This window comes from Oleiphilus sp. HI0080 (assembly GCF_001635135.1).
This window is the reverse complement of record NZ_LWFU01000552.1, coordinates 1-7,864: the sequence shown is the minus strand read 5'-3', so window position 1 is coordinate 7,864 and position 7,864 is coordinate 1. Positions and strand designations below refer to the sequence as shown.

Sequence of the window (7,864 nt, the reverse complement as noted above, 5' to 3'; positions counted from 1 at the left end):
CACGTCCGCCGCCACCAGCANTGGCTTCCCTTTGATGGTGAAAGCCTCTGCTGGTGGCGGCGGACGTGGCATGCGTTTAGTACACAAAGAAAGTGAACTAGAAGCGCAAATTAACACCGCCAGATCAGAAGCTGAAAATGCGTTTGGAAGCGGTGAGTTGATTCTTGAACGCGCCGTGATCAGCCCCCGTCACATAGAAATCCAGGTGTTCGCTGACCAACATGGTAATGCCGTGTACCTGGGCGAACGGGATTGCTCGATACAGCGCCGACATCAGAAAGTCGTTGAAGAGGCACCATCCCCCTTTGTTGACCCAGCGCTTCGACAACGTATGGGTGAAGCGGCCGTTCAAGCCGCAAAAGCCTGCGATTACGTCGGTGCGGGAACCGTTGAATTTTTGGTGGACCAAGAAAAGAACTTCTATTTCCTTGAAATGAATACGCGCTTGCAGGTTGAGCACCCTGTCACCGAGCTAGTCACCGGCACCGACCTTGTAGAATGGCAGATCAACGTTGCAGCGGGCGCTCCCCTCCCCAAAACCCAGGAAGGCATCACGCTGAATGGACATGCGATTGAAGTTCGTCTTTATGCTGAAGATCCACGCAATCAGTTCTTACCTCAAACGGGGAACATCTTACGCTGGCAAACGAGCAATGCCGAAGGTGTCAGAATTGATGCCGGCATAGAGCAAGGCCAAGACGTCTCGCCTTTTTATGACCCTATGCTCGCTAAGCTTATTGCTTATGGCGCAAACCGTGAGGAGGCGCGACGAAGACTATTAAAGCTGTTGCGCGAAACCGTTTTGTTTGGTGTCACCGTGAACACGCACTTTTTGTCACGGGTTCTTGATCATCAGCGTTTCACGACTGGTGAAGCAACGACCGCGTTTATCGAGCAAGATTTTGCTGAAGACGAGAGTATTGCAGAGCAAGAGCAGGATGCGCTCGCGACAGCGATTGCCTGTATGTGCCTGCATCACAGCAAACGTTCAGACGGCAATGTCTCAAATATGTTAATGGGTTGGAGCAATAGCGCGAGTAGCGAATGGCCCTACTCCATGCGCTTCGGTGAGAGCGAGGTTAAGCTGTTTGTTGAAGAATCTAAAGGACTCTTCACCGTGCGAAACACAGAAGATGACGCGCCGATTAGCTTGCGCTTAGTGAGCCAAAATGACGCTGAAATTTGTTTTGAACATGATGGCATTCAGCGACGCTGCAATAGACTGGTAACGGGAGATAAGATCTACCTTCGCTTGGGTTCAGAAGATTTTGTCTTCGAAGACGTCACTCACGTTGCAAAAGATGCAGCGGGTGCCGCAGGCAGTGGCCAAGTGCAAGCAAGTATGGATGGCGCGATTATCAAAGTATTTGCCGAACCGGGTCAGGCGGTGGCCAAAGGCGACACGCTAGTCATACTTGAAGCAATGAAGATGGAGCACCCTCTCAAAGCAGATGTAGATGGTACTGTTGAGTCTGTGCTTGTTAAAGCCGGTGATCAGGTAAAATTGCGACAGCTATTGGTTGAAGTCGCAGCGACAGAGATGAGTGAAGAATGAGCACATTGAACAATCGAGTTGTTTTTATTAGTGGCGCGAGCCGCGGAATTGGCCGAGAGATGGCACTAAAGTTCGCCAAGGATGGCGCAAAAATTGTGGTGGCCGCAAAATCGACAGAAGCACATCCAAAACTACCCGGCACCATTTTTACGGTCGCAGAAGAAGTAGAACAAGCGGGTGGACAAGCACTACCCTTGCAGTTAGATGTTCGCGACGACGAAGCCGTTGTTGATGCCGTGAATAAAGCGGCTGAACATTTTGGCGGGCTCGATGTGGTAATTAACAACGCCGGAGCAATTAAACTTGCGAACTCCGAGAACTTGCCGCTCAAGCGTTTTGATTTAATGCATCAGATCAATACCCGAGCCGTGCTTTCACTATCAAAAGCGGCCCTGCCTCATCTGAAAAAATCAGCTCATGCGCATATTTTGAGCTTATCGCCTCCACTGAATCTCGATCCTAAATGGTTTCAGCACTATGGCCCATACACGGTCACCAAATATGGGATGTCTATGCTGACCATCAGTTTGGCGCAGGAGTACCGCCGCTTTGGCATTGCGGTAAATTCCTTGTGGCCCCAAACCGTCATTGCGACCGCGGCGGTCGAATTCGAAGGTGGCGGCAAGAGTATTCTTGAGAAAGGTCGGATACCGGCCATCATGGCAGATGCCGCTTATGAAGTACTCTCTACAGACAAGCTCGCACTCACTGGCGAGCTTCTTATAGATGAATGCGTCTTGCGAAAAAGTGGCGTCACTGACTTCGACCAATACCGCTACTCAAGCGAGAACACGAAACCCTTGATGAAAGACCTTTTTGTCGAATAAACTGGGTGTACGGGCGCTTCGGCGCCTGTGAGACGTTAGGATGTCGTCTCGAAGGCTACCAATAAACATAACGAAGCCAAGGTAAAAAACATGCCATCCACTGTTAGCATAGAATCGATTGACTCCGCGTCTGCGGAAAAACCTCTGCCTGCAACGAAGCCATTTAAAAGTTCAATTATTGAAAACGACGCTATCAGAAATGCCGATAGCTTTATCGATATCTTTTACGAACGGGCCAAGCTGCACCCAAACAAGACGTATCTACGACAAGCTTTAGGCAACAGATGGCATGAAATCACATGGCTGCAAGCCTACGAGATGGCTGCACGACTTGTCACAGCGATGCGCGAGATGGGGCTTAAGCCCGGAGACCATGTAGGGTTAATCTCAAAAAATTGCTTTCCTTGGATTATCTCTGACCTCGCCATCATGATGGGCGGATATGTTTCTGTGCCCTTTTATCCAACGCTGTCGCCAGCAGACTTAAAAGAAGTCATCGAACTCAGTGACATCAAAGCACTTTTTGTGGGCAAACTCGAACACTGGGAACAGCAGCAGGATGCCGTCAACGATCAGCTCATTACGATTGCATTTCCACAATTCGAAGGCAACAGTCCGATCGATAACTGCAACTACAGCTGGGAAGACCTAATGTCTAACCCACCCTGCACAAACCCGCATAAACCCAAAGCTGATGAAGTATTCACCATTATTTATACGTCCGGCACAACGGGCACACCCAAAGGCGTTATGATCGATTACGCCTGCGCAAATGAGGTGATGAAACATGAGCGCCAAAGCCCCGCTTATGGCGTATTTCAAGGCGTGTCAGAGCGAGTATTATCCTATTTACCGCTCAATCATATTGCGGAACGCGTGGTCTCTGAAGTGAGCCCCATCGTTGCAGGCTCGGAAGTATCGTTTAGCGAGTCACTAGATCGCTTTGCCGAAAACCTGCAATCAGTCCAACCTACCCAATTTTTTGCGGTACCCAGAATATGGGTAAAAATCCAACAAGGCATTCTCTCCAAGTTGTCCGAGAAAAAACTCAACACAGCCCTTAAAATCCCCATCATCAGCCGCCTGCTAAAGAACAAGATCAAAAGAGGCCTTGGGTTAAATGAAGTTCGATCTGCGATTTCTGGTGCCGCTCCTCTCGCGAGCTCACTCATAGACTGGTATGCAAAACTTGGTATCAATATTCAGGAAGTCTACGGTGCAACAGAACTCTGCGGTGGGGTCACCTTTAATACACTGGACGATATTACCCCGGGCTCTGTTGGCAGGCCTTTGCATGGGGTAGAAATCAAGATTGACACCTCAAGTGATGAAGTGCTCGTCAAAGCGCCATGGGTCATGAAAGGGTATTACAAGTCACCCGAGAAAACGGCAGAAGTACTTTCAGAAGATGGCTGGTACCATACTGGCGACACAGGTCGGCTCGATAGTGAAGGAAGGCTGACCATTACCGGACGCCTGAAAGACACGTTTAAAACGGCAAAAGGCAAGTTCATTATCCCGGTTCCGATCGAGCACAAACTCGGCGCCAACTTGTTTGTTGGGCAGGTGATGATCACCGGATTTGGCTTGGTTCAACCTATCGCGCTCATTAATTTAAGCGAGTCAGCGCTGCAAGAAGAACAGCACGTTATTGAAGGCAGCATTAAGCAGACTCTTGATCAGGTAAATGCGGAGCTACCCTCCTACACACGCATCTCTCATGCAGTGATCTTCCCTGAACCATGGGCCGAGGACTGCGGCTTTTTTACGCCCACACTTAAAATCAAACGCCACATTGTCGATCAAACATATAAAGAACACTACGAAACATGGTGCAAACAACCTAACGGAATCTTATGGGCCGATGAGTTGTTTTTGGTCTCTAGTTAAGTTGTATAGCGGCGGTGAAAGGATAATTGAGCCGCCCTATGAGAGCATAATATGACCACAGTCATCACGCTCTCAAAAGGCTAATCTAAACCATATCGGAACATTGCCTTTGTGAAAAAAGCGTACCAAGAAACTAATAGGCCATCGCTTCGGCTAACACACCAAAGCAGACATCAAGGGGTTCTTAGGTTGGCATTGGTTTTGTGAGAGAATCGGATGCTAAAAGCTTTCCTTTTTAGCGTAGCACTTTAGACTATGTTGAATGGAAACCTCCTTGACTAAAAATTTTTGTTTTCTTTTTATCTGTTTGATTACGTGCGGAGGGTCTTCATTTTTTGTGTGGGATGCGGTTGATACTGGTCAAATTGTCTTCCGAGGCGTAGCAGAAGTCGACGCTAACCCGCTTGGTTTCTGGATAAAAGTCAGCATTATGGTGCTCATCGCGGTGATTACTTTAGCATCTACGGTTCATACACTATTGGCGATTTTACGGAAGTTAAAGGCCAACAACTGAAGTAATTTTACGTATTAGCGTGAGCACCATACCTCAAACAAGCCTTTTAGGCTTGCTTTCTAATGTTCGGTTCTTTGTAGTCTCTGATGAGTTTGAGACACAGAAATTGCTGAGCCGAAAGTCCGCTCTTCACCAACAACCGTTGTAGCTTTTCCTCGAACAACATCTCTGCTTCATATACATAACGGACATCTCCACGCCTTGTTGACAGGTGTCACGTGACACAATACACTTTATTTTATGATCAAATCCTTTGCTGATAAACGAACCCAAGAACTCTACGCCAAGGGCAAGTCAAAGAAATTTCCTGCGGATGTTGCAGCGAGAGCCGCTAGAAAACTTGAATACGTGGATCTGGCCGAACAGTTAGAGGATTTGAAAGTGCCGCCTGGCAATCGCCTTCACCCGCTTTCGGGAAACAGGCAGGGGCAGCACGCAATTTCAATAAATGATCAATGGCGTATTTGTTTTCGTTTTGAAGATGGTCATGCGTATGAAGTCGAAGTGTGTGACTACCACTGAGTGAGGTGATGATATGACTATTCTTAATACTACGGGTATGCAGCGCAAACCCACTCATCCTGGCGAAATGCTGAGGGAAGATTTTCTTCCGGACTATGGCCTGACGGTTTCGGGGTTGGCCAAATCTCTGGGAGTATCTCGTCAGTCAGTTAATGAATTATTGCGCGAACGTCGCGCTGTCAGTCCTGAAATGGCGCTCCGGCTTGCGCGTTTGTTTGGTAACTCGCCGGAATTCTGGCTGAACGCACAGCGGTCTGTTGATCTTTGGACTGCCGCACAATCGGTTAAGGAAGAGGTGGATCGAATCAAGCCGCTACATGCTGCATAACCAAGCCGCGCACCGGATGTCAAAACATCAGCTTCGCGTCGACTTTGTCACCACTGACGGCAGAGGTTCATGATGTCTGCTTTGTCGAAACGGCTCTCAGTTGATCCACTAGCAAAAAATGTCCGCTTATTGGTGAAAACTGAAGCGACGGTCTGTCAAATTTTTAGTCCGCTATTCTCTCAAAACCAATGCCGATCTAACGAGCCTCTAATGTCCGCAATGGAGCGAGAGCTTAGTGCGCATTATCGTTTCAACTCCATATAGATCAGATGACGCCTGATTCTCGTAGTTCTGAGATTTTATCGTCATCAAGCTCAAGTAGTTCGCTTAGTACATCGTTGGTATGTGTACCTAACTTTGCACCGGGCCATTCGGTTTTTCCTGGCGTACTTTCTAGTTTGGGTATCAATGCCGGTATATCCAGTTCACGACCGTCGATCTCGACACGTTCAAACACTTTGCGCGCTTGGTAGTGCGGATCCTCGAACATATCTTGCACGTTATAAATCGGCCCTACTGGAACCCGCTCAGCCTCAAGAATAGCAATAACTTCTTTTGAACTGTGGGCAAGACACCATTGGCCTATCGCTTCGTCAATTTGGGCTTGATGCACCACCCTGCCGGCATTGGTTTGCATTTCTTGATGCTCTGCAAGATCGGGTCGGCCCGCAGCATGCATAAGACGTTTATATATCGAGTCTCCATTGCCACCAATAATCACGTACTTTCCATCCCCGCACCCATAGGTGTTGGTTGGAACTATCCCAGTGACTGTGGTTCCTGAAGGCTCACGAATGGCGCCACAACCGGAATATTCAGGAACCACGCCCTCCATTAAATTGAATACCGCCTCATAGAGCGCCACATCAATAACCTGCCCCTCATGCTTATCGTTATTGGCTCGCTCGATAATTGCCATTGCAACGCCTAAGGCAGCGTGAATAGCCGCAAGCGTGTCACCAATACTTAAATTTGGACGAACAGGCGCTTGCCCGGAAAACCCATTGACGTAGCGAAAGCCCCCAAAACCCTCGCATACTGAAGCAAATCCGGGCTTGTTTGCATAAGGGCCGTCCTGGCCATAGCCAGAAATACGGGTATATATGATGCGAGGATTGCGCTCCTTGGCTTCCTTTGGGCCTAAGCCCCACTTCTCCATCGTACCGGGCCGAAAGTTTTCAACCAGAACATCCGCCTTATCAATCAGGCTTGCTGCGATCTCTCGGCCCTGCTCTGTTTTAAGATCTATCGTGACCGACTTCTTATTCCGCCCGATGCTATGCCACCAGTAAGAGGTGCCGTTTTCCATTAACCGCCACCCACGTATTGGATCACCACCCTCTGGAGGCTCAATCTTTATAACCTCTGCACCAAAGTAACCAAGTATAGAGCCCGTAAAAGGGCCGGCTAACAGCTGCCCCATTTCAATCACACGTATGCCGTCGAGGGGGCGCTTGCGAGAAGCTGAGTCGTTCATAAAGTCATGGTCAATTTTTGAGTGGAAGTAAAAATATAACGAGGCGGGGTCAATGTGTCATCAGGAAAAACAAAAAAGCTCGCCGTTGTGAAGGGCGAGCATCAAAGTGACAAAACACAAAAGCAATACAAAAGAACAACACCTAGTAGCCTTAAGGGAGAGAAACTCTCAGCTACTAGGTGCGATTGATCACTTAAATAGTCAACGACTACGCCTAACTAGGCCATTACTATTTAAGGAGAGCAATTTGCTACAGGCAGAGTCGCTACCCAGCGTTCAATCAACTGAACACCTTCGGCATGTACCACACTTCTGCCAAGTTCTGGCATACGCTGCCGTTCATCATCCGTACTCATGCGATGAACCAGATAAGATAATTCCGGCGCCCCAGGCACTACATCAAATTCGTACGGCGCTAAACCACCGGCAACAGGTTCTTTACACACGCCGTGCGCAAAGGCATCGTCATCAGGACTACGCTGCCATTCAAGACGCAAACCAGAGCCACCCGCTGCGCCACCATAAGACTGTGGCAAGCCAAGGTTCGCACGGTGACAATGCGCGCAGTTGATGTCTAGGTAGCCTTTCGCTGCGATTGCGACATCTGCGTCGCTCATCGCAGACACGTCTGTCAGATCAGAAAACTCTGGCGCTTTCTCAATCGCATTAAAGTCCGCAGGCACACCAACAAGCTTACCGACATTCGACCAATGAGTGAGCTGGTTTTCGATCACATCGCCGTAATCATAGT

General features: G+C 48.7%; 7 protein-coding genes and 1 pseudogene. 6 read left to right on the top strand and 2 right to left on the bottom strand.

Features of this window, described 5'->3' with window-relative positions; translation table 11 throughout:
- The 6 genes from A3751_RS12125 to A3751_RS12100 form a co-directional block, all read left to right on the top strand.
- The coding region (locus A3751_RS12125) for a biotin/lipoyl-containing protein (RefSeq protein ID WP_082863222.1) at window positions 1–1,555 on the top strand (1,555 nt) is incomplete at its 5' end.
- Window positions 1,552–2,382: an NAD(P)-dependent oxidoreductase gene (locus tag A3751_RS12120; RefSeq protein WP_068456330.1), complete on the top strand. Its 831-nt coding sequence runs from the start codon at window positions 1,552–1,554 to the stop codon at window positions 2,380–2,382. The genes A3751_RS12125 and A3751_RS12120, both read left to right, overlap by 4 nt.
- A gap of 90 nt (window positions 2,383–2,472) precedes the next feature.
- On the top strand, window positions 2,473–4,272 hold the full coding sequence (locus A3751_RS12115; protein WP_082863221.1) for an AMP-binding protein: 1,800 nt from the start codon (window positions 2,473–2,475) through the stop codon (window positions 4,270–4,272).
- Window positions 4,273–4,546: 274 nt separating this feature from the next.
- A complete protein-coding gene (locus tag A3751_RS12110; protein WP_156492402.1) occupies window positions 4,547–4,786 on the top strand; it encodes a hypothetical protein in 240 nt (79 codons plus the stop codon).
- A 240-nt stretch (window positions 4,787–5,026) separates the two neighbouring features.
- A complete protein-coding gene (locus tag A3751_RS12105; protein ID WP_068456324.1) occupies window positions 5,027–5,308 on the top strand; it encodes a type II toxin-antitoxin system RelE/ParE family toxin in 282 nt (93 codons plus the stop codon).
- A gap of 13 nt (window positions 5,309–5,321) precedes the next feature.
- Window positions 5,322–5,636, top strand: a complete 315-nt coding sequence (locus tag A3751_RS12100) for a HigA family addiction module antitoxin (protein ID WP_068456320.1) — start codon at window positions 5,322–5,324, stop codon at window positions 5,634–5,636.
- 265 nt (window positions 5,637–5,901) lie between these two features.
- Here A3751_RS12100 and A3751_RS12095 read toward each other — a convergent pair whose 3' ends face one another.
- Together A3751_RS12095 and A3751_RS22835 are read right to left on the bottom strand one after the other, a co-directional pair.
- Window positions 5,902–7,113, bottom strand: a complete 1,212-nt coding sequence (locus A3751_RS12095; protein WP_068456317.1) for a CaiB/BaiF CoA-transferase family protein — start codon at window positions 7,111–7,113, stop codon at window positions 5,902–5,904.
- A gap of 233 nt (window positions 7,114–7,346) precedes the next feature.
- Window positions 7,347–7,864, bottom strand: a pseudogene (locus A3751_RS22835) (hypothetical protein); the annotation flags it as partial.